Source organism: Kitasatospora sp. NPDC001539 (assembly GCF_040298565.1).
Lineage (GTDB): Bacteria > Actinomycetota > Actinomycetes > Streptomycetales > Streptomycetaceae > Kitasatospora.
Genome location: NZ_JBEPAK010000484.1, coordinates 1 through 1,383, shown reverse-complemented (window position 1 = coordinate 1,383; position 1,383 = coordinate 1). Strand labels below are relative to the sequence as shown.

General features: G+C 73.1%; 2 protein-coding genes. Both read right to left on the bottom strand.

Annotated elements, in window-relative coordinates; genetic code table 11:
• Positions 1 to 89 precede the first annotated feature (89 nt).
• A complete protein-coding gene (locus ABT247_RS33465) occupies positions 90 to 857 on the bottom strand; it encodes a DUF3159 domain-containing protein (protein ID WP_350750374.1) in 768 nt (255 codons plus the stop codon).
• The gene (locus ABT247_RS33460) at positions 854 to 1,264 is read right to left on the bottom strand and encodes an OB-fold nucleic acid binding domain-containing protein (protein WP_350750372.1); all 411 of its coding nucleotides are present in this window, start codon (positions 1,262 to 1,264) and stop codon (positions 854 to 856) included. The genes ABT247_RS33465 and ABT247_RS33460 overlap by 4 nt, the downstream gene beginning before the upstream one ends.
• Between the last annotated feature and the right edge of the window lie 119 nt (positions 1,265 to 1,383).

Sequence of the window (1,383 nt, the reverse complement as noted above, 5' to 3'; positions counted from 1 at the left end):
GAGGGCCCGCACCCGGGTGGGTGCGGGCCCTCCGCCGTACGCACCGGGCGCCGCCCGTGCCGGCTTCACGGGGCGGCCCCGCAGGGCGGCTACTTCGCCTTCGCCGACTCGTCCTCGTCCTGGTCGTCGTCCAGCTGCGCCTTGATCGGCGGCGGCGCCTTCAGCAGGATCTGCCAGGTGACGTACATCGCCAGCAGCAGCGGCGGGATGCCGAGGGCGACCTTCAGCCAGCCGAGCAGGTTCACGTTGTGGGTGAAGTACAGCGGGAAGAGGATCACCGGCTTGAGGCCCATGATCACCACCCAGGCCCAGGTCGCCTTGGTGTAGGCGGCCAGGCGGCCGGGGTTCTCCTTGCGCCAGGTGAACATCTCGCCGGTGATCGGGCCGAGCATCACCCCGATCATCGGCCAGCGCGCGAGCGCGGAGGCCGCCAGGGCGATGCAGTAGCCGACGTTCCAGAGCAGGCCGGGCAGGTAGAAGTCCTCGGCCTTGCCGCTCTTCATCGCGATCCAGGCGCCCAGGGCCACCCCGAACACGCCGCTGAAGGCGTGCTGGATGGTCTCCCGCTTCGCCAGCCGCACCACCACGAACAGGCCGCTCAGGCCGAGCGCGGCCCAGGCCGCGGCGCTCACCTGGTGGGTGATGTTGTACGTGACGATGAAGACCAGGCCGGGCAGCGTCATGTCGATCATGCCGCGCACGCCGCCGAAGGCCTGCAGCACCGTGTCGGCGGCCTCCTTGGACGCGGCCTGCCGGGCGGCCTCGGCGGCCGCCGGGTCGAGCTGCGGCTCCACGGCCGGTGTGGCGGCCGACTCCACGGCCGGTGCGACGGCCTTGCCGCCGGGGTGGTTGCTCACGCTTCGCTCCCGTGTCCGACCGGACGCAGCTCATAGCGGGGGTTGAACAGCACGCGGCGCCCGCGCGCGTGGCTGATCCGGCCGCTGGCGACCAGCCGGCGGCCCGGCTCTATGCCCGCGATCGAGCGGCGCCCGAGCCAGACGACCTCCAGCGCCTCGGTGCCGTCGAAGAGTTCGGCCTCCAGCGCCGGCACCCCGGCCCTGGGACGGAGCGTCACCGTGCGCAGCGTGCCCGCGACCGTGACGAGCTCGCGGTCCGCGCAGCCGGCGATCGGCCGGCAGCCGGACTCGGCGGCGATCTCCTGGCGCAGGTCCTCGGCGTCCAGTTCCTCGGCCGAGGAGGTCAGCCGGCTGATCAAACGGCGGAATCGCCCCGGCGGCTGGCCACTGCTGTTGTCACCACTCATGTCGGCAGGGTACCGGTTTCCGGGCCAGGTGGTGATCGGCCACCGGCAGGCCGCTCCGCCCGCGGCCGAGGACCCGCGGCTCGGCGTGTCCGAGCAGCCCGTCCCGGTCGGCACCGCCA